General features: G+C 60.2%; 17 protein-coding genes and 2 pseudogenes. 3 read left to right on the plus strand and 16 right to left on the minus strand.

The window, feature by feature from the left end; genetic code table 11:
* Positions 1-50: 50 nt before the first annotated feature.
* The 16 genes and pseudogenes from AC0L2A_RS19020 to AC0L2A_RS19095 all read right to left on the minus strand — a co-directional run bounded on the left by AC0L2A_RS19020 (position 51) and on the right by AC0L2A_RS19095 (position 16,480).
* Positions 51-1,955: an ABC transporter ATP-binding protein gene (locus tag AC0L2A_RS19020; protein ID WP_473610070.1), complete on the minus strand. Its 1,905-nt coding sequence runs from the start codon at positions 1,953-1,955 to the stop codon at positions 51-53.
* A complete protein-coding gene (locus tag AC0L2A_RS19025) occupies positions 1,955-3,817 on the minus strand; it encodes an ABC transporter ATP-binding protein (RefSeq protein ID WP_473610072.1) in 1,863 nt (620 codons plus the stop codon). The genes AC0L2A_RS19020 and AC0L2A_RS19025 overlap by 1 nt, the downstream gene beginning before the upstream one ends.
* Positions 3,818-3,905: 88 nt before the next feature.
* The gene (locus tag AC0L2A_RS19030) at positions 3,906-4,790 is read right to left on the minus strand and encodes an SIR2 family NAD-dependent protein deacylase (protein WP_473610073.1); all 885 of its coding nucleotides are present in this window, start codon (positions 4,788-4,790) and stop codon (positions 3,906-3,908) included.
* Positions 4,791-4,828: 38 nt separating this feature from the next.
* A complete protein-coding gene (nifT, locus tag AC0L2A_RS19035; protein WP_473480612.1) occupies positions 4,829-5,041 on the minus strand; it encodes a putative nitrogen fixation protein NifT in 213 nt (70 codons plus the stop codon).
* Entirely contained in the window at positions 5,038-5,358 is a 321-nt protein-coding gene (locus AC0L2A_RS19040) for a nitrogen fixation protein NifZ (protein WP_473610074.1), read from the minus strand. Before AC0L2A_RS19040 ends, nifT begins: the two co-directional genes overlap by 4 nt.
* A gap of 89 nt (positions 5,359-5,447) precedes the next feature.
* Positions 5,448-5,642, minus strand: a complete 195-nt coding sequence (locus AC0L2A_RS19045) for a 4Fe-4S dicluster domain-containing protein (protein WP_008878193.1) — start codon at positions 5,640-5,642, stop codon at positions 5,448-5,450.
* Positions 5,643-5,674: 32 nt separating this feature from the next.
* Positions 5,675-7,156: a nitrogenase cofactor biosynthesis protein NifB gene (gene nifB / locus AC0L2A_RS19050; RefSeq protein ID WP_473610076.1), complete on the minus strand. Its 1,482-nt coding sequence runs from the start codon at positions 7,154-7,156 to the stop codon at positions 5,675-5,677.
* A gap of 496 nt (positions 7,157-7,652) precedes the next feature.
* Positions 7,653-9,404, minus strand: coding sequence for a nif-specific transcriptional activator NifA (nifA, locus tag AC0L2A_RS19055; RefSeq protein ID WP_473610077.1), 1,752 nt, complete (start codon positions 9,402-9,404; stop codon positions 7,653-7,655).
* Between the two features lie 168 nt (positions 9,405-9,572).
* A complete protein-coding gene (locus AC0L2A_RS19060) occupies positions 9,573-9,872 on the minus strand; it encodes a ferredoxin family protein (RefSeq protein ID WP_473457739.1) in 300 nt (99 codons plus the stop codon).
* A 12-nt stretch (positions 9,873-9,884) separates the two neighbouring features.
* On the minus strand, positions 9,885-11,192 hold the full coding sequence (locus AC0L2A_RS19065) for an FAD-binding protein (RefSeq protein ID WP_473610079.1): 1,308 nt from the start codon (positions 11,190-11,192) through the stop codon (positions 9,885-9,887).
* Between the two features lie 11 nt (positions 11,193-11,203).
* Positions 11,204-12,313, minus strand: a complete 1,110-nt coding sequence (locus AC0L2A_RS19070) for an electron transfer flavoprotein subunit alpha/FixB family protein (protein WP_473610080.1) — start codon at positions 12,311-12,313, stop codon at positions 11,204-11,206.
* An 18-nt stretch (positions 12,314-12,331) separates the two neighbouring features.
* On the minus strand, positions 12,332-13,180 hold the full coding sequence (locus AC0L2A_RS19075; RefSeq protein ID WP_473610081.1) for an electron transfer flavoprotein subunit beta/FixA family protein: 849 nt from the start codon (positions 13,178-13,180) through the stop codon (positions 12,332-12,334).
* A 183-nt stretch (positions 13,181-13,363) separates the two neighbouring features.
* On the minus strand, positions 13,364-13,741 hold the full coding sequence (nifW, locus tag AC0L2A_RS19080; protein ID WP_473610083.1) for a nitrogenase stabilizing/protective protein NifW: 378 nt from the start codon (positions 13,739-13,741) through the stop codon (positions 13,364-13,366).
* A pseudogene (locus AC0L2A_RS19085) lies at positions 13,738-14,606 on the minus strand (beta/alpha barrel domain-containing protein). Before AC0L2A_RS19085 ends, nifW begins: the two are co-directional and overlap by 4 nt.
* A 172-nt stretch (positions 14,607-14,778) precedes the next feature.
* The gene (gene nifS / locus AC0L2A_RS19090; RefSeq protein WP_473610084.1) at positions 14,779-15,978 is read right to left on the minus strand and encodes a cysteine desulfurase NifS; all 1,200 of its coding nucleotides are present in this window, start codon (positions 15,976-15,978) and stop codon (positions 14,779-14,781) included.
* Between the two features lie 181 nt (positions 15,979-16,159).
* Complete coding sequence (locus AC0L2A_RS19095) at positions 16,160-16,480, minus strand: HesB/IscA family protein (RefSeq protein ID WP_473488626.1); 321 nt, start codon at positions 16,478-16,480, stop codon at positions 16,160-16,162.
* Positions 16,481-16,798: 318 nt separating this feature from the next.
* Here AC0L2A_RS19095 and AC0L2A_RS19100 point away from each other — a divergent pair, with 318 nt between their 5' ends.
* From AC0L2A_RS19100 to AC0L2A_RS19110, 3 genes and pseudogenes are all read left to right on the plus strand, one after another.
* Positions 16,799-17,860, plus strand: a complete 1,062-nt coding sequence (locus AC0L2A_RS19100; RefSeq protein ID WP_473610086.1) for a hemin-degrading factor — start codon at positions 16,799-16,801, stop codon at positions 17,858-17,860.
* A 1,334-nt stretch (positions 17,861-19,194) separates the two neighbouring features.
* Entirely contained in the window at positions 19,195-20,412 is a 1,218-nt protein-coding gene (locus tag AC0L2A_RS19105) for a cytochrome P450 (protein ID WP_473610087.1), read from the plus strand.
* 108 nt (positions 20,413-20,520) lie between these two features.
* A pseudogene (locus AC0L2A_RS19110) lies at positions 20,521-20,577 on the plus strand (ferredoxin); the annotation flags it as partial.
* Between the last annotated feature and the right edge of the window lie 21 nt (positions 20,578-20,598).

Consider the following 20,598-nt stretch of genomic DNA (forward strand, 5'->3'; position numbering starts at 1 on the left):
CGCGCTGCCGCCGGTGCCCCTGGACGGTCAGATACTGCTCGCAAGGAGCATCAGGTACGAGAGGCGGCTTGTCCGGTCGGATCGGCTTCCTTTTCGGGAATGTCGTCGAATGACGAGTAGTTCAGATTGTAGAGTTTGGAATAGAGCCCGCCCATAGCCATCAGTTTGTCATGGTTGCCGGTCTCAATAACCTGGCCGTTCTGAAGCACGATGATGCGATCGGCACCACGGATTGTGGCGAGACGGTGGGCGATGACAAGCCCGGTGCGGCCTTCCAGGAGTTTTCTGAGAGCTTTCTGGATGAGCATTTCCGTGTAGCTGTCGATGTTGGCGGTGGCCTCGTCAAGAACAAGGATCTTGGCGTCGGCGACGAGAGCGCGGGCGAAACTGACAAGCTGGCGCTGGCCGAGAGAAAGGTTGCCGCCGCGTTCGCCGAGCTGGGTTTCATACCTGTCGGGAAGGCCCATGATGAAGTCGTGGGCTCCGACCACCTTGGCGGCCTCGATCACCTTCTCGCCCGTGACTTCCGTCTTGCGGTAGCGGATGTTCTCGAAAACCGTCCCGGTGAACAGAAACGGCTCCTGCAGCACCATGGCGATCTGGTTGCCGAGCGATTCCTGTGTGAGATCGCGCACATCATGTCCGCCGACCAGCACTTGGCCTTGCTGAGCATCATAGAAGCGATGGACGAGGGCCATCGCGCTCGATTTGCCAGAGCCGGTCGGCCCGACCAAGGCGACCGTTTCGCCCGGCTTGATCCCAAAGGAGACGTTTTTCAGCACCGGCTGTTTGGGATCATACCCGAACGTGACGCTCCTGAACTCGACCGAGCCGTCCATTTCGGGCGCAAGGATCCTGGCATCCGGTTTGTCCTGGATCTCGATCCTGACGTCGAGCACATCGGTCAGGCGCTTGCCGGAGGCCATTGCGCGCTGCATGACGGAATATTGCAGAGTTAGTGAGCGAATTGGGTCAAAGAAGCGTTGGATATAGAATATGTAGGCAACCAATACGCCCACATCGACGCGGCCATTCATGATCATGGAGCCGCCGACCACAATGACGACAGCCATGGCGAGGCCGGTGAGGCCATCGACGATCGGGACCATGACCTGTGCATATTTGGCAGCGGTCAGGTGGGTCGTGAGGTCGGCATGTGCCTTGTCGTCATACAATACGAAGTTGACGTACTGGCGGTCCATGGACTGGACGGTTCGGACGCCTTGAATCGCTTCGGCCAGTGCGCCGTTGACGACTGAATTGGTCTCTTGTGCAGCCATGAAGGCCTCGCGGGCACGCGGCAGCCACACGATGCGGATAATCAACAGGGCCGGCAAGACCGAGAGCGTCAGAATGCCGAGGTTGAAGTTGACCGACAGCATTACGAAGATGATGCCGAAGAGAAGCGCAATGTCGCCTACGGAGTAGATCGAGTTTGCGAGAAATTCGTGGATAGAGTTGACGTCGCCCTGAAGGCGAGACATCAGGCGTCCTACCTCGGTCTTGTCCATGAAGGAGAGCGATACCTTCTGCAGATGGGCAAACATGGCGCGGCGGATGTCGAAGAGGACGTTCTCGGCCATTTTCCCTACCACGGTTTCTTGCGCGTAGGCAGCGCCGAAATTAACCAGAATGGCAAGCGCAAACGCGATGGCGGCCTCAAGCAGGGCGAAGGCATCAGCGCCTACCGGAGTTATGGCGTGGTCGATCGCGTAGCGGATGATCAGCGGGATGAGAAGCTGCGTGCCAGTGAAAATCAGCAATGCGGCAAGCGAGACGACCGCCATGGCTCGGTAGGGACGAACGAAGGCCCATATGCGGCGAATGATGTTCTTGTCGAAAGCCCGGCCAAAGATCTCCTCCTCGATGCGATGGGACCCGACGACCGCGCGCGGAGGGCGTCTACCGCTATCATTCGGTTCGATTTCGAGTTCGTTGGCGTGCCGCTTGGCCATCAGGGCGCGCCTCCAAACGTGGTCGCAATGTCATCTCCCGGGCGCAACTGAAGATCATAAAGGGCCTTATAGCGTCCTCGCTTGGCCAAAAGCTCTTGATGGGTGCCGCGTTCCACGATCTCGCCGTTGTCGACAAACAGAATCCGGTCGGCGTGCTTGAGTGAACTCAGCCGGTGGGCGATGATGATCGTCACCCTATCCTTGGCGAAACGCCGTATCGCCGCGCGGATGCGCTGCTCTGTGGCGGCGTCGATCGCGGCCGTTGAGTCGTCGAAAACGACGATTGATGGGCGCAACATCATCGTGCGAGCTATGGTGAGACGCTGACGCTGGCCGCCAGAGAGAGAGGCTCCACGTTCGCCGACGACTGTCTTGTAGCCAGCGGGTAGGCCGAGAATGTAATTGTGCAACTGGGCGGATTCGCTAGCGCGCTCGATCGGCTGTTCCTTCGCCCAGGGGTCGCCATAAGCGATGTTGTTCTCGATTGTGGTTGTGAACAGGAATGCATCCTGCTGTACGACCGCGACCGCCTTGCGAAGCGATGCGAGGGTGACCCCGCGGATGTCCTGCCCGTCAAGCATGATGGTGCCACCAGTGACGTCGTAAAAGCGGGGGATCAGGTGAGCAATTGTCGACTTGCCAGAACCCGGCGGACCCACGATCGCGATCGTCTCGCCCCTACGGGCGCAGAAGGTAATATTCTTTAGAATGACGCGGTTTCCGGTGCCGGGATATGCAAACGAGACATTGTCGAAGCGCAGAGTTCCTTCACCGATCTCGAGCGGTCTTGCACCGGAAGCATCCCCGATCGTGATGTCCTGGTCGAGCAGACTGAAGAGGCGCGAACCGCAAGTGTAAGCGCGGGCAAAGCCGTTGACCATCAGTCCGATCTGGCGGACGGGCATTTGCAGGATCGTCATGAACGTCAGGAACGTCGTGAGCGTTCCAACGCTGATCTGGCCGGCGATGAGTTTGTCGCAACCGACCCAGAGGACCAACCCCATGGCGACAAAGAAGGCGAGGGTCATTGCGGACGTGTTGGGCACGTACAGGTCAACCTGCTCGTGCGCGAGTTCGAGCGCGTTTGTCGAGGCGATGTCGAACTTCGCCATCTCATGAGCCTGTGCCGAAAACGCCCGGACCACGCGGATGCCCGCGAGATTTTCCTCCATCACGCGGCCCAGGACGGAAAGCCGCTCCTGCAGGTCGAGCCAGATGGCGCGTAGCTTAAGCTGGGTGACCGACGATCGCCAGGCTACGAAAGGCACGAAGCTCAGCGCGATCAAACCGAGCACCGGGTCGGTTGAGATCATCATGCAGGCGCCTATCCCGATCAGCATGGTGAGCAGAAAGAACCTAACCAGGGCGGTGGAAAAATACATCCGCACGCCGTCGAGATCGAGGATGCCGAGGGTGATCAGGTCGCCTGAATGCACCCGGTCGTGAAAGGAAAAGCTCAGGCGCTGGACCTTGTCGTAACAAGCAAGCCGCAGTTCGTACGCGACGTGGTGCCCGACGGCTTCGGCAAAGTAGTTTTGCGCCATCGTAAAGAGGCCGCGTAGCGTACTCGCGCCGAGCAGCAGGAGAGCAGGAGTCCAGAGGGCTTGTTCTGCAGCCGTCACCGTGACACCGCCCCCGATGGCTACCTGGGTCTGGTCGACAGCCCGGCCGAGAAGCTGGGGAATAAGCAACTGCAGGATTACGGCTACCATCGTCGAACCGATAGCTAACGCGACCTGCCACGGGTGCCTCAAATTCATGCGCGTAATGCGCAGTAGCGTGCTCAAGCCCCGGCCCCACCCGGCCGCTTTTACATGCGCGGACGATTTTAGAGAGGTCGTGCCAACAGCATCACTGCCCACCGAGTGCCCCCGATTGAATTTTGCGCCTTCGGAAGCGAGCCGGTCGACTCACATCAAAGACGTTAAGTTGATCCTGGCCACCATCGGCTCAAGATGCTGATCCGGCGAGTTGCGCCACGGCTTCGCTCGCTGGCATGTCGATCACCGTGATTCCGCTTGCCGCAAGGAAACGGGCTTCGTTTCTGGTCAGCGTTTGCCCGTCCATTATCGCGTAACGGGGGCCTTCTGAGCGCTTCATGATCTGCCTGGCGTAAGTGCGCAGCATCTGATCATTGAAGCGGCAGCCGACGAAAAAAAAACCCCGGTCGACGCGTCGTTCCTTGACCACATCAGGGATAGGCGTCTGGATATCGATTTCAGTCAGGGCTTCGACATAGTCGGAATCGGCGATGAGGAAATTTGCGGCCGGCCTAATACTGCCATGTGGCGCATAGAGAACCGTCTTTGTCGCTGCTCCAGCCTCGAGTTCCCTTCCCGACAAGTCGTAAGTTCTGGTCCAAATGTCGCCAACTTCGTTCGCCCGCGTGACGCCTTGTATCTCGACGACGTCGGTTCGGCCGACCTCTGCCAGCGCCGCGCGCATGGCGCCTTCGTACCAGCTGTCGATGATGAGGGAGAGCGGGAGTTTTGCGAGCCAGGCGTGGAGGATGCTCGGCGCCGCCGGCCCGGCAAATATATCAGTCATCCAAGCTTGAAGTGTGCGGCGATGCCGGCGCTGTTCGATGAACTGCGCGACCGACCACATATTGGTGCGGATCTTCGAGGGGGCTGGCGCCCGCGTGTTGAGTGCCTCGGCAACGGCTTCGGGGGTACACGGTACAGGCGGCTCAGCAGAGCTGAGCCGGAGGAGACCCGGACCGAGATACGGGATCACCTGATCGGAGACTAACGCTCGTCTGGCCAGCTCAAGCAGCTTTCGGGCAAAACTGTCCCGGACGACGACCAGGTGGCCCGAGGTCGGGATCGTGTTCATGCTCGTTTCCTCTTGACGCCTCTCATTGACGGGCGGCATCAGTCCCCGTCGGAAAGCTTCCTTGCCTCGACGGTGATCGGCAGACGCGTATGCGGCGGAAGATCGGGAAGGAGGAGCCGCCAGCCGTTCCTGAGCGTTACGATCCCGCCCCACAGGTCCTGGTTCTCGAACTTGATAATCGGCTCCTCGAGATCCTTTTTGGGGACATACGCCGACAACCCGGCCTCGGTCCTGCGGATCATTACTTTCATGCGGCCGTTCCTTTATTGGCGTTTTCTTCGGCACCGCAGGGAGCGTCGGCGTTGTCGAGGCTCGTCAATTCACGCGCTCGCATGCCGACGACCGTCCCACGGTCGATCCATTCGACCGCGTAGATGAAGAACTGCTGTAGAAACGTGCCAATGTCGCGCACATAACCCTCTTCGCCCTTGCGAACGAGATTTTCGCCGATCTCCCTGCCAGGATAGGTGCCGTCATTCTTAATGTGGCGAGTGGCACGGACCCGCTCTCCCTGCTGAAATTGGGGAGGCTTCCGGATTTCCACCTCCTGTTCGCGTGCGAGCCGCATGGCGGTTCCTTGGTTCTCTGAGGCTAGTGTCATTGATGAGGCGCGCAGGCATTCCCCGGGGCAGCCAGTTGTGTGGGTACCCAGTGGACTCAGGCAGGAACGCAGGTCTTCGGCACAGGACACACCGAAGCACATTGCTGCGTGTCGAAAGCTCCCTCGCATTCGGTGCACTTCTGCAGCTCGACCACGTAGCTCTCGCCTTTGAACTTGATCGCACCCGACGGGCATTCGAATTCGCAGGCGCCGCATTGTGTGCATTGGGATGCGATGATCTTGAAAGCCATTTTGATTCCTGATTCGAGTAAATGAGATAGGTTCAGGCCGTCGCGGCGAGTGCCTGGACGCCGGACTCGGCGGCGTAAATCGAGCTGATTGCCGTTTCGATGTAGTCATGGCCGTAAGCGTCGGTTGCTCGGATACCGGCGGCCGCGAGCTGATCCTTGGGGCAATCTCCAATTTTGACGCAAAGCACTATGTCTACGCCTTCCAGCGCAGCGATGACCCCGTCGAGAGTGGCCTTCTCGCCCCAACCCCCGAGGCAATACTGCTCAACCTTGCGGTGCCCGATAAAGTTGATCCCCATCGGCGAGGCTTCATACACCTGGAATTCCTTGGCATGGCCGAAGTGTTCGTTGACGCGGCCGCCGCCCTTAGTCGCCACCGCAACGAGGAGGGACTTGCCGGAGCTCGTTGTCTTGACCATTCCGATCGCTTCGCTCCTGGCTGCCAGGCGATCACGGCGCTCGTCCGTGACCAGCTCCCGATAGGCTTCGCGCTTGCCGGCATCGTAGGTGATCTCGCCGGGAATCTGGTCGAGTGTGAATTCCTGGCCACGATCCTCGCCCAGCAGGCCGACGGCATCTGCGCGGCACTGCCGGCAGTGGCGCATCAACTTGGCGCCGCCTTCAAGACGATCCTGAAGAGCCTTCATCTCCATTGCATTTGGGCCGCGCTGCCCGGTCAGTCCGTAGTGCGTTCCGTGCGCGGGGTCCGAAATCAGGGGCATGACGTTGTGCAGGAACGCGCCGCGCTGCTTGACCCACTCATTCACCTCAACCAGGTGCTGATCGTTCACGCCAGGGATCATCACCGAATTGATTTTAGTGAGGATGCCGCGCGCGCTCAGCATCTCCAAGCCAAGCATTTGCCTCTCGTGCAGAATCCTGGCGGCTTCGGTGCCGACGTAGCGGCGATGGTCGTAAAAGATCCAGGGATAGATCTTTGCGCCGACTTCCGGATCGACCATGTTGATCGTGATCGTCACGTGATCGACATTCATGTCGGCAAGCTCGTCGACGTGGTCCGGCAGCGCGAGCCCGTTCGTAGAGACGCAGAGCTTGACGTCGGGGATTTCCCTGACGACGCGTTCGAACGTTGCCTTCGTCTTCTCCCAGTCGTAGCAGGCGTCGCCCGGTCCGGCGATGCCAAGCACGGAAAGCTGCGGCACTTCGTTGGCGACCGCGATAACCTTGCGTACCGCCTGATCGGGCGTCAGCTTTTCCGAGACAACCCCGGGCCGGCTTTCGTTGGCGCAATCATATTTGCGATTGCAGTAGTTGCACTGGACATTGCAGGCCGGCGCGACGGCGACGTGCATGCGCGCGAAATAGTGGTGCGCCTCTTCTGAAAAGCACGGGTGATCCTTGATCTTGTCCCAGATGGCCGGGTCCACATCGTCCGGCCTTGTCGACGATCCGCAGGAGGAAGATGCACAGCCACCCGACTTGGCGCTCACCAGCAACTGGTCGGAGACCCTCGCGCCGGTCAGGCTCTCAACTGAAATCGCCGGTGCGGCCATTGAACGGCTCCGTTGCGGGTTAACGTCGCGGTCCGAAGCGCAAGAGCAATGCCAACTGAAAAGGTGGCGCTAGTTCACGAATTGGCTTTGCGCGTCGGATAGCATGGAGTTGCTCCGACATAGCTTTGTCGGACTTCTAACAGGACTATGTTAGAAGGTGAGGAAGACGACCCGGCCGGACATCAGTTCAAGATAGAAATCCCGCGTCGACCGCTCGGCCGTGAACGCCCTCGGCACAACTCCCGACCGGTCTTCCGACGAGGATGTCGGTCTCGGCGACGGCGAGCTCGTCCGCGGTGAAGTTGCCACTGCTCACTTGGGTCTGCATAGTTCCGATTCAGGAGAGTGGGGTGACTCCTTCCTACCATCGGCAAGACGTCGGCAAGGGCGGGTGATGAAGGGGTGACAGCATCACACACTCGCGCAGCTTTGGCCCGGGCTCCGACACATTTCGCGTAGCTGGCGCAGTGTTCTCGTTCTCCACCTCATGAGAACGCTAGAATTTCTTCACCTCGATCCCGTGTCGGCGCAAAGCGTATCCGACCTGTCGTGGCGTGACGCCGAGGACACGGGCGGCCTTGGCCTGAACCCAGCCGACCTTCTCCATCGCGCCGATCAGCCGATCGCGTTCCGTCAGGCGCGGGCCTATTGCAGGGAGAGCGGGATCGTTTGTAGGGTCGGCAGTATGGGGTCGCACGTTATCCTGCGGGGCGCCGAAGCGCCCGGCCGGCATCGGCAATCCGGCGGGCATTATATTGCTTCGAAATCGCTGGTTGCCGGTATTGCCGCTGAGCGAATCAGCTTTTTTCCAGAGGAGCCAAGATAGGCATTGGTTATTGTTGCAGGCAAAATCCGATGGAGCGATTGTCCTTGAGCGCGCTAGCGTGGCCGTCCTTTGCACGCAGTTCTCCAATTCTCGCACGTTACCGGGGAAGTAGCATTGCGAGATAAACTCGAGCGCCGACGGCGCGAAGGCGAGTTCGAGATGGTTCTCCTTGTTGAATCGTTCGAGGAAGGCGTTCGCAAGGCGAGGGATATCCCCCGGTCGCTCTCGGAGCGGAGGCAGGATGATTGGCACCACATTGATGCGATAATAAAGGTCGGCCCTGAACTCCCCGTTTACGACAGCCGACTCGAGATCCCTGTTGGTAGCGCATATAAGTCGCACGTCGACCTGCAGCGTCTTGGTACCGCCAACACGCTCCAGTTCGCCTTCCTGCAAGACACGTAACAGCTTGGCTTGGAAGGCAGGTGAAATCTCGCCGATTTCATCGAGTAGCAGCGTTCCCCCATTTGCCAATTCAAAACGGCCGGCGCGCTGGGAAATTGCCCCTGTGAAGGCGCCTTTTTCATGTCCGAACAGCTCCGACTCAAGAACGCTTTCCGACAGTGCGGCGCAGTTCAACTTGACGAAAGACTTCCTCCGCCGGCGCGAGAGCCTATGTATGGCTTGCGCGAAAAACTCCTTGCCGGTGCCGCTCTCGCCCCTCAGGAGCACGGTGGAATTCGTCCTTGCTACAATGGAGACGGTTTCGAGCACCTGCTTGAGTGCGGGGCTCTCCCCGATGATCCCATCCATCTTGACGGACGCATGCGGGACGGGGTCGGTCCGGTCCTCATCGGACGAATTCTCCGCTGTCCAGCTCTCACCGACGCGCCGCTCACGATCCCTAGTCAAGCCGCGATGGAGGCGAATAGTGCGGCCGACGAGGTTGGCCACCATCGTCAGGAAGCAGATGTCCTCATCGTAGCGGGACCCGTTTGCGCTGTCTCTTACGATCGACAACGTCCCGAGGATCCTGTCCTCAGCCTTAACCGGGAGGCCGATAAAGGCCATTGGGAGGGAATTGACACCAGGACGTGTTTGAAGCTCGGCCTGAAACAACTCGGACGTGCTGAGGTCGGCGATGACGAGCCGCGTGCCCGTAGCGACGATTTGATTTATTGCGGCCTTTGGTATGATGGGGTGAGTGCCTGATGGGCCGCTGCCGGCACTCGCGGCGATCTCCGGCTCACCTTCAGAGTCCAGGACAAAGATTGCTCCATGACGCATTTGCACAAACGACGGGAGAGTGTTCGCGACATTGGCCAGCGTAACCTCTAGCCGGGAGTGAGCCGTCAGCGCCTTCGACACCTCGTAGATTCCCCTGAGCCAGTCATCTGCTTCGAACATCCCATCACTGGCGGGTTTGCGGAAGGTGTCTCGACGTCCTGCTTCGTTGACCCGATCCGAGGATATGTGAGCCATGGAAAGACCTCAGCGGTTGTGGTCAGGGTGCTCCTCCCAAGTGCCTTTTCATCAGTTCAGGAAGTTCACTCGCTCCGCAATTTGGCGAGATGGTGCCGGCAAGATTGCGCTTTGTCGCGAGTTCGGGAGTACACAGGTGCACACCCGCCGAAACGGTGCCAAAGCCGATCATCCGAACTTGAAGAGGACGCCGAAGCCACCACGCGGATAATTCCATTCGATCTCGCCGCTGGCCTCGCACAAAACGCGGCAGGTGCCGCACTCCATGCAGCCATCGGCGGTGATTTCAACTTGACCTTTGTCGTTCAACTCATAGCATTTCGCTGGACAGACGCGGGTCAGCGCGAGCAGATTCGCGCTTGGTTGCTTGTGCGGTCGCACCTTTATATGCGGACGGCCGGAGTCCACCAGATAGCGGTTCTGGTAAAGCTTGTCTTCGACACGTAATTCTGTCCCTGGGTTCGTCATGTCATCAGTGCCTCACCGCCACGCCAACGCCAGGCGGATCGCGTCGCTGACCAGCCCCAACCGCGAGCGCGCCTTGATGAAGGCTGCCGTGGTCGCCTTTTCCTTTTCGATCTTTGGCGTGCCGTCGACACGCATGAAGTTTTGCGCGGCTTGCGACATCAACCGCGGGTAGGTCGTGAAGAAATTGCAGGCGTTAGTGTGGAGTAAAGCTGGCATGTCTTTGTATTTCCGCAGGTCTTTGACTACGAAGGATTTATCCAGCATCGTCTGGTAAAGGGCGAGGTTCCGTTTGGTCATTGGATCGTTGCGTCTCTTCACCTGTATGATAGCCTCAGCCGCAATGCGACCGGAGGTCATGGCGAGGTTCGAACCCTCGCGGTGAACGGCGTTGTTCAATTGCGCGGCATCGCCGACAACGACCCAACCGTCGCCAAAGAGCTGCGGAATAGCCTTGTAGCCACCTTCGGGAATGAGATGCGCCGCGTATTCTTTCACCTCCGAACCGGCGATCAGCGGCCGGATCGAAGGATGGTTTTTCAGCGCATCGAGAAGGGCGTAAGGGCTCTCCATCTTCGCGGCGAAATCCGAGACGAGGCAGCCGATGCCCAGTGAGATCGATTCCTTGTTGGTGTAGAGGAACCCGAGCCCGGCCATGCCGTGGGATATCGTGCCGACTGCCTCGATCACGCAGCCTTCACTCCCTTTGACCCCGAACCGCTGCTCAATGACCTCTTCGGGCAGGAAATGCATCTCCTTTACTGCGAGCGCCACCGTTTCCGGTTTCAGCATCTTGCGAAGACCGCCCCGCGTGCCAAGCAGCCCGCAGACACCTTCTGCAAGAACAACTACGTCCGCGTAGATCGCTCCGCCGGCCCGATCCGTGCGGACGCCGATCACCTTGCCCTGGGCGTCACGGACGAGTTCCGTCACCGTCGTCTCGCACAGAACCGTCGCGCCGGCCTCGCGCACCCTGCGCGAAAACCATTTATCGAACTGGGCACGAATGATCGTATAGCGGTTGGGCTTCACCTCGTTGAAGTCGTCCGACCGATAGTGAATCCCGGTGTGGGAGGTGTCGTCCATCACCCAGAGCCGCTGTTCAACCAGATGCCGCTCGAGCGGTGCATCATCGCGGAAATCCGGGACGATCTTCTCCAGCATGTTCGCGTACATGATGGCGCCCTGGACGTTCTTGGAGCCCGGATATTCACCTCGCTCCAACTGCAGCACCTTCAAGCCGTCGCTTGCCATGGTGTAGGCAGCTGCGTTCCCGGACATGCCGGCGCCGATGACAATGGCGTCGAACTTTTCGTTGATCATCTCCATCTCCCTTAGCTCGCAAGCTTGTCGCGACTGTGCGGTGACAGCCGCCGGGTGAAGGCCTCGGTCAGCGCCGGTAGGAAGCGAACGGCATCGGTGACGATCCCGAGGTGAGCGAAATCGAAAATCGGCGCGTTCGGGTCGGTGTTGATGGCCACGATGAGATCGGCTCCCTCAACTCCAACGCGGTGCTGGATGGCGCCGGAAATACCGGCCGCTATGTAAAGCTTCGGCCGGATTGTCTTGCCTGTTTGGCCGATCTGCCGATCGGCCGACATCCAGCCCTTTTGGACCAGCGGCCGCGAACAGCCGAATTCGGCGCCTATCACTCGCGCGAGACTCTTCACAAGCTGCAGGTTCTCCGCTCCGCCGAGACCGAGCCCTCCCGCAACCACCACATCCGCATAGGCGAGATTGGCGTTGCCCGACTGGCTGTCCGGAAGGAATCCTAGCACCTTGGTGACGATTTCATCCTCGGCCAGCGACAGCTTGTGCGCGATGACACGCCCCATCGCTCTGTCTGCCCGCTGCGGCATGGGCATGACCCTCGGTCGCACCGTCGCCATCTGCGGCCTATAATTGAGCGTGTAGATCGTGCATAGCAAGGAACCGCCAAAAGTCGGGCGAGTCGCGGCGAGCGAACCGTCAGCATCCACGTCAAGTTCGGTGCAGTCGGCCGTTAGCCCTGTCAGCAAGGTGGTTGCGACGGAACCCGCGAGATCCCTGCCCAGCGTGGTTGCACCGAGAAGCAGGATCTCGGGTTTGTAAGTAGAAACCAGATCGGTCATCGCCTTGGTGAAAGGCTCATTACGATAGTCGGCGAGCACCGGCGCCTCGACGAAGTAGACGAGGTCGGCGCCATAGGCGAAGGCCTCGGCGACTGCGTTCTGGGTGGCTTCTCCCGGGGGTCCGAGCACAGCACCCGCGAGCTGGACGCCAAGTTTGTCCGCCAGCTTGCGGCCCTCGCCAAGCAGCTCGAAGGATACGGGGTGGACCTGGCCGCGTTCGAGCTCGATGAAAACCCAGACGTGCCTATAGTCCCTGAAACGCTCAGGAAGCTCTTTCTTCATCCCGGCACGGCCGGGGGGCTGGCGAGGGGTGTCTGAGTTCGTGCTCGACATATGGTCTGCTCCTTGCCGTCACGCGCCCTCGAAGGCGAGTTCCGGTTCCAGCGCCGGCTGGCGGGTGAAGATTGCACCAATCAGTTCGTCGGCGACATCGCGCAGCGTCTTCTCGGCGGTCTCAATTTGCGCCGCCTTTTCCGAACGGGCGCCAGGGGCAAAAACGCGTTTGACGACCGTCGGCGAGCCACGCAAGCCGCATTTGGTGAGGTCTTCAATGCCGGCCTCGGCCGCACTCCATTTCACAATCTGGCTGCGCGCGGCGCAAAGGGCGTCTTCGATCGAGCCCCGGCGCATCTCGTTCGTGCCTTCCAGCATGGTGATGAGGCAAGGCAGCCTGCTCTTCAGCTTCTGGGTGCCGCCCTCGCACCGGCGCTCGACCGTGATCTCGCTTGCAGCAAGATCAATGGAGGCGATTTTCGCGACATAGGTGAGTTGAAGGAGATCGAGACGCTTGGCGATGCCGGGCCCGACTTGGGCGGTGTCGCCGTCGATCGTCTGTTTGCCTGTGAAGACCACGTCCGGCGTGCCGAACGTCTCGCCGATCTTCGCGATTGCCTGGGAAAGAGCAAAGGAGGTCGCCAGTGTGTCGGAACCGGCAAAATAGCGGTCGGTCAAAAGCACTGCGCGATCGGCGCCGTAGCCGAGCGCCTTGCGCAGGGAGTCCTCTGCCATAGGTGGACCCATAGTGAGGACGGTCACCTCCCCGCCATAAGCGTCGCGTAGCCTGAGTGCTTCTTCCAGGGCGAATAGGTCGTAAGGGTTGATGATGGTCGGCACACCCTGACGCATGATGGTGTTCGTCACCGGATGGACCCGTATCTGTGCCGAGTCCGGCACCTGCTTAATGCTGACGACAATGTGCATTGGCGTTCTCTACGCTGTTATCCCGATGCGAGCTGGCGGTGCGAGTTCTTGTTCGCAATGTTCGTGCCAAGTGTTTTGCGAGCGTCTTTCCTTTTAAATTCCATTGATCATTTCAGAGGCCCCCCGGTTTCGGTGCCCGAATTGTCGGCTTGTCGACATTGTCGCGTCGCAACTATGTAGCGCTTATTGGCCGAACCGCTTCAGGACGGAGTCGAACGGAACGAATGTGCGGTCTGGCGTGTAAGGTTTGTTCGGATTGTGATCTTTGAGCACCTTGAAAACCCGGTGCGTGAGCGGCGAGGAAAGCGCGAACTCCTCGTAGGCGCGTTCCAGCATGGCGCGCATGCGCGCGGCGATCACCTGGTCGGGCAGACCGGAGAAATCTTCCTCGGCAAGGTATTGGCCCACACGCTTGAGGATGTGGAGCCGTGAGACATTGAGCACCTTCGGATCATACGAGACGCCAAGGACAGCGAAGAACTCCTCCGCGGACGACAGGCCTTTCAGTCGCGTGAGGATGTTGGTGACGTCGATGGAACTGCTGTCAGCGGAACAACTCATTGCGTTCTCCCTTTGTCGGAAACGTCGGTTCTGGTGCGTTGGTCGCACATTCGACATGCAGCCCCGAAAGCCGCGGTTTGATGAACGAATGCGCTGAGCCAGCGCGGCAATCGCCTCGTCGACACAACTGCCTCCGGTGCCGAGGCCGGACGTGGCGCGCGGTACCAACTGCTCGATCTCCATGGAAGCAGCCGGCCCCGCTTGGAAGCGAGCGAGGTGGGCTGACGCAAGGGCCCGCAGGGCCCGAGCGGGATGGGCTCGACTGTCTCCGGATTGGCCCTCGACCTGGCGCTCGGCCCCGCCCGAGGTCTCCTCGGCCGCCAAGGGGGCAATGCGGTGAGGCCGACTTCGGTATCTGCATCCTGAAGGACAGCCATCGCGGCGGCCACCTCTTCGCGTGCGGCATTGCCCGCGCGCTCGCCGACTCCAAGGACGACCGAGGCATGGCGCGCGCCGGCGCGGATCGCCGCCACCGTGTTGGCGGTAGCGAGGCCGAAAACGTTATGGCATGGAATTCGAGGTCGACGGGAGACTTCGCTGCGAGCGGGGTGACAAGCTCGAAGGTCGAAAAGGGATCGAGGGCGCTGACACTATCGGCCAGGCTGACGCGGCTTTCGCCGGCGCGCGCCGCCGTCTTAATAAGGCGGGCGAGATAGTCCTGGTTGGTATGCGAAGCATCCTCAGAGCCCAGGGCGAGGAAAAAGCCGCTGGCGGCCGCGCGCCCGACCATATGCTCGATGAGCTTTAGCGCTCCTTCCCGGACTAGCCCCAGCTTCGTGGCAAGCTGGAAATCCGATGCAGGCAACGACAGATTGAGGGCACGGACGCCGCTCTCGACTGATGCATGGAAATCCCGTGAGGTCATCCGGCGCCCTGCCGTGAACCGCACCGGAACACTCCGTGCGACCACGGCGCAAATTTCGTCGATCTCGATCGCAAGCTTTCCGCCACCGTCAAGGCAACGCCGGGTGCCTGCTCGCCCTCGCGCAGGGTAGTATCCTTGAGAAAGACCCGACCGCTCATGAATGGACGCCGGTTCATCTGCCGCTGAGACCTGGTACGCATTGAAGACCTTCGGCGCTCCGTATATTCGACCCGGAACTGTGGGCGTCGCGCAGCTTCTCCACAATTGAAGGCAAGACCTCTAGCACCCGGTCCACCTCTTCTTGTCCGTTGTCACGCGCGAAAGAGAAGCGGACCGCCCGATGTGGCATTTTCATCGCCTTCAGCACATGGCTTGGCTCCGCACAGCCCGATGTGCAGGCGGACCCGGAGGAACAGACGATACCCTCGCGGTCGAGGAGATGCAGGATTCCATGGCCTTCAATACCTTCGAAGGCCACGTTTGCGGTGTTCGGCAAGCGCTCCAGGGGATCGCCGTTGACGAAGCTGTTTGGGACACGCTGGACAAGCCCGTTCTCCAGCCGGTCGCGGAGCCACTTTATCCGCGTGGTCTCGTCATCCATGAATTTCAAGGCGAGTTCGGCGGCCATGCCGAGCCCGACTATCCCGGGCGTGTTTTCGGTGCCCGCGCGCCGTTCGCTCTCTTGGTGACCCCCCTTGATCAGGGACTGGAACGGCACGCCGCGCTTGACGAAAAGTGCGCCTACCCCTTTTGGTCCATGAAATTTATGGCTGGAGAGCGACAGCATGTCGATGGCGGTTGATTTCAGGTCCATCGGGAGCTTGCCGACTGCCTGCACGGCATCAGTGTGGAAAAGGGCGCCGACTTCCTTGGCCAATTCGGCGAGCTTGGCGACGGGGAAGATCGTACCAGTCTCGTTATTGGCCCACATGATCGAGACGATTGCCACGTTCGGGTTGAGGACGGCCCGGTAAGCGTCGACGTTCAGCCGGCCATGGCGGTCCACCGGGATCCTGTGCACCTTAGCGCGGCGCGTCTCCTCAAGATGAGCGCAGAGGGTCAGCACAGCCGGATGTTCGACAGCGGAAGTCACGATCTCTGTTCGGTCAGGCATCACCTCGAGCGCCGAAAGAATGGCCGCATTGTCGCTTTCCGTTCCACCCGAGGTGAAGGTGATCTCATCGTCGAACTCCGCGCCGATCAGCGCCTGCAACTGACGCCGCGCGTTGCTCAACGCGGCGCCGGCAAGGGCGCCAAAACCGTGCGCCGACGAAGGGTTGCCGAATTGATCCGTAAGCAACGGCAACATCGCTTCAACGACCGCGGGATCGACCCGTGTCGTTGCGTTGTTGTCGAGATAGACAACTTTCATGGGCTATGGTCCTCAATGGATCGAATGACGTGAGGCGCAACCCGGTCGCATCGAGCCTTGCGCATGCCGTTGCTGGCGGAGACGATCCAGAAGCGGTGCAGGTGCCCTCCAGATTGGCGCAGATTGGCCCGCCATCGCACCGACAAGCTCACCTCAGGCGCCCTCTCTCCTTCTTCGGCAATCAACTACAGGACTTGCCGCAGGAGCACTTCCCGCTCGCATTCGGATTGTCGAAGACAAAGCCGGAGGTTTCGAGACCCATGACGAAGTCGACGGCCATGCCGGCTACATGCGGCTGGGTGCCGGCGTCTACGAACACCTTGATCCCATCCGTCTCGATGATCGCGTCGCCCTCGCGCGGGACGCTCTCCAGGCCCATCGAGTATTTGAAGCCGGAGCAGCCGCCGGCCTCGACCATGATGCGAAAGCCTTCTGCCGGCTCACTAGCCTTGGAAAGAGCGGTTTTAACGGCGGCAACGGCCTTGTCGGTGAGCGTAATCATCGCTCGTTTCTCCTCAGTGCGTGACGGTTTGGGCATCACCGTGCATGGACCGTGCCAATGGGAAAAACCGTTTCCGGACAGTGCGACATCGCCAACGCGGCCACGGTTCTGGTTCGGCTGTTACCGCGAAGGCGTCGGACAATCGACAGGTATTGTCGGATTTGTCGAGACCGCCACAGGGGGATGAGCTCAAGTTCCCTGTGAACTGGCATGTAAGTCGGTTTCCGAGCGCTTCGAGCAGTTGGCACGACTTTTGAGCTCTTTTTTGGCGAGGGCGAAGACGCCCAACCGACAGTATGCGCAACCAGGGGTCAAGACATGCACCAGCGCGAGAAACCTTCGCCGGAGAGAATCCGGCGGGCACGCGAAGACAGCCCTACAATCCGCGACCGCGATCTCGCCGCCCAATTGGGCATTTCGGAAGCGGAGCTTTTCGCGGCACATTGCGGTTTTGGCACGGTGCGCATCCAGCCACGCGTTAATGATATGCTGACCGGTCTCGAGGCGGTCGGCGAGGTGATGGCGCTGACCCGCAACGCCAGTGCCGTGCATGAGAAGATAGGCATCTACGATAAGGTGTTCACCGGAAAGCGTCACGCCATGGTGCTCGGCAAGGACATTGATTTGCGCATCTTCGCGAACGTGTGGGCGCACGGCTTTGCGGTCGAGACACGCGATGGCGGAGAGATCCACCGCAGCCTGCAATTCTTCGACGCCGCAGGCGAGGCAGTGCACAAGGTGCATCTGAGGTCGTCCTCCAACCTCTATGCCTATCAAAAACTGACAGACGAGCTCCAATCCTCGAACCAGGAGCCGATCGTGTCGGTTAAGGGGAGGTCAGCCGAAAACGTCGCAAAGATTGCGGACCAAGCCGCTACAGTCGATGACCTGCGGGAGCACTGGAGCCGGCTGACCGACGTGCACCAGTTCTTCGGCATGCTGAAGGCCCTGAACCTCAACCGCCGCCAGGCGGTGCGCATGGTCGGCCAGGATTACGCCTGGCTGCTCGACAATGCTGCCGTTGGCGCCATGTTCCATCGTGCGGCCGAGGACGAGATGCCGATCATGTGCTTCGTCGGCAATCGTGGCTGCATCCAGATTCATTCCGGCCCTATCAAGTCGGTCAAGCAGATCGGGCCTTGCATCAATGTGCTCGACGAGACTTTCCACCTGCATCTCAGGGCCCACCACATCCGTGAGGTTTGGGCCGTGCGCAAGCCGACCAGGGACGGTCACGTCACGTCACTCGAAGCCTATGGCGCCAACGGCAAGATGATCGTCCAGTTCTTCGGGACGCGCAAGGAAGGCGAACCCGAGCGCCACGACTGGCGGCTACTGGCCGAGAACCTGCCGCGCATTCCCCGTTCAACCGCCGCTTGAGGTGAGGCCGATGCATATCGATTCCCGTCTTCGCTCGGCATGCGCCGCTACTCTGGATTTTGCTGACCACCGCTTTGCCTGCCGAGGCCAACGAGGGCACAGCTGCCTTTTGCGGCCCGCCGAGGATACCTCGATCGGAGGCGGCGCCATTCCCGAGGGCCATCGCGCTTGGCGAGGATCGCCATCATTGCTCCCGTTGCGATGAGCCACAACCGGAACTCCGCGGTAAAGCTGCTCAACGCAGGCAAATGCGTCAGCTGCCCGGACGGGTGTGTTGTCGGTCAATTGTCCAACATCCCAGTTGTACGGCAGCGGGCGGGAGGAATTGCTCGAAGTGAAGTCGATTGGTCCCTCCGTCAAGTTTCCAGAGGACGGCCTCCACAAAGGCATCTCGAATGATCCTTCGCCGGCAAGAGCCCTCGGCGTCTTATGCCAAGCTCGAAAAGGTAGCGTCCGAGACGGACGCAAAGCTGAACACGGCAGCCCGCATCATCAAAGAACCCTTAGCGCATCCTGTTCGCGCTATCGGCGAAGCGCGGCGCTAAGATTCTTGCCAAGAGCACCAACACAGCAGGCAACGGCCGGGTTGCCGATGCGACCAGTGCGGTCGAGGATTTCTCCGGCTACCAGCAGATGCCCGACAAGGCGATCGCCATCGCCAGGCCGATGTGATCCTGACGCAGAAGTATGTGGGGCGCCGATCTCGGCAGTGAGCTATTTGCGGGCGCCCTGATGGCCTCGGCGCCGGCGGACGTGGGGCCCTCTTCTTGCCATAGGCGCGGCCGATCGCGGCCCCGTCTCCGACTCGCTCAGGCGCTCGACCGCATACAAATCATCTCGCGCAGGAGATCGGGATCCGGAGCCTTCTCCACGAGCGCGCCGGTTCACCATGTCGTCGGTCATCGATCGTCCTTCGAATTAGTTGGGTCAGCAACCCGACCTTACCGACGAAGTGTCGATGACGACCGCGAAGCCGCTCGCTCGCTACAGCGCTGGTGGAGGGCGCGCTCGCGAGCGGCTTCGCTACCGCCGAGCTACACCCTCTCTCGCAGGTGACCTCGTTCGATACTTAGCCTGTTCACTCGGCTCCTGGTTAGCATTCTTTTCCGCAAACCTTGTCGTGTCTGGAACAGTCATGAATGTCGAAATTCGTACCAAGGTTAGCCTCAGAAGGGCCGCTACAACGGAGATATGAGCAGCGCCAATGGTGCGCTTATTCGGCACGCAATTTGCTCGATATTGTCATCGGAGGCGATGTCGGCAGTGCGCGCGCGGTGACGAATAGCCTTGCGATCTCAGTCGAGCGCGTAAACGCCTGAACGCTGGAGAACCAAATGGCGACCAACCCGGTTCCAGATCATGTCCCGCCGGAAATGGTGGGCGACTTCAGTCTTTTTACGTCGCCAGGCATGTCCCCGACGCCCAACGGTGACCCGCATGCAGCAGTCGCTTGCGTGCATGCCGGACCGCCGATCTTTTATTCGCCGGGGAACACGCGTACTGGGCAGGGTACTTGGGTCATCACTCGCGCCGCAGATCAGCGCCGGGTGCTGCAGGAGACCGAAACCTTTTCCAGTCATCGCAGCACCTTCGCATCCGCACTGGGCGAAGACTGGCCGACGATCCCGCTCGAACTCGATCCGCCTTCCCATGGAGCCTTTCGCTCACTGCTCAATCCGCTGTTTTCGCCGAAGCGTGTAACGGAATTGGAACCGACAATCCGCGAGCGAGCGATAACGCTTATCAACAGGATTGCCTCGTCGGGCGCAAGCTGCGATGCCATGAGGGATTTCGCCTATCCTTTCGCGGTCAGCATCTTCCTTCGCTTTCTCGGACTGCCGGATCACCGTCTCGATACATTTGTCGCCTGGGCGAAAGATCTGCTCCACAGCGATGATGTGAGACGGACGGCGGCGGCTCGGACTATTGTGGCGTTCATTGACGAACTGGCGGCGATGCGCCGCAAAAAGCCCGTCGACGATTTCATGAGCTTCATTGTGCAGGCACAGGTCGAGGGTCGCGGGCTGGCAGACGAAGAGGTCCGTGGCATTGGTGTGCTTATCTTCGTGGCCGGGCTCGACACGGTCGCTACAGCAATAGGTTTTGACTTGGCCTATCTCGCGCGCAACCTGAAGGATCAGGAATTGCTGCGAAACGAACCGGACCGGATCGTGCTCGCAGTCGAAGAATTGCTGCGCGCCTATCCGAGCGTCCATATCATCCGCGTGGCACGGAAGGATATCGATTTCGAAGGGGCGCCCATCCGCAAGGGGGACTATGTTTCCTGCGCCACGATGATTGCAAATCGTGACCCGGCGGAAACCGTATCCCCCAACACTGTCGATCTGACGAGAGAGGGCAACCGCCACGCCGCCTTTGGCTATGGTCCTCACCGTTGCCTTGGCTCACACCTTGCCCGGCGGGAGATCGTCATTGGCCTGGAGGAGTGGTTGGCGCGCATACCTCCCTTTCGGATCAAGAATGGAACAGCACCCATCACCCATGGCGGCCAACTGTTCGGGATCGAAAATCTGATCCTGGACTGGGCCTGACCTAGCCCGGCGTGAGCCGGGACACAGACGTTGGAGGTCGCCTTGCGCATTATCGTCCACAAAGCCAGATGCCAGGGTCATGCGCAATGCTCGGCCCGAGCGCCGGCAGTGTTCAAGCTGGATGAGGCGGGTTACATCCTACCCGGTGACATTTATGTTGCGGATGAGGAGCACCTGCTTGCGTCA

Source organism: Mesorhizobium sp. WSM4844 (genome assembly GCF_055811775.1).